Consider the following 212-nt stretch of genomic DNA (forward strand, 5'->3'; position numbering starts at 1 on the left):
TATGAGACAGTTAGATAGAAATCACTGTGTGCTTGTAGAGTTAAGATCAGGGCTTAGTAACTAATGAGTAGTGACTAAGACTTGAAAACAAGACTTAAGAATTTACGAATTAAAGAACGAATTCATCGATCCAGATTGTGACAGTTTATGCTTGGCGACAATAGCGAGGTGGAACCACCTGATCCCTTCCCGAACTCAGAAGTGAAACGCCT

Annotated in this window: 1 rRNA gene; it reads left to right on the plus strand. The window is 40.1% G+C overall.

Annotation, left to right across the window (positions count from 1 at the left end):
- Positions 1 to 150: 150 nt before the first annotated feature.
- A 5S ribosomal RNA gene (gene rrf, locus ACXAF9_RS18255) occupies positions 151 to 212 on the plus strand; the annotation flags it as partial.

The sequence above is a fragment of the Neptunomonas sp. ABH4_499 genome (assembly GCF_056160565.1).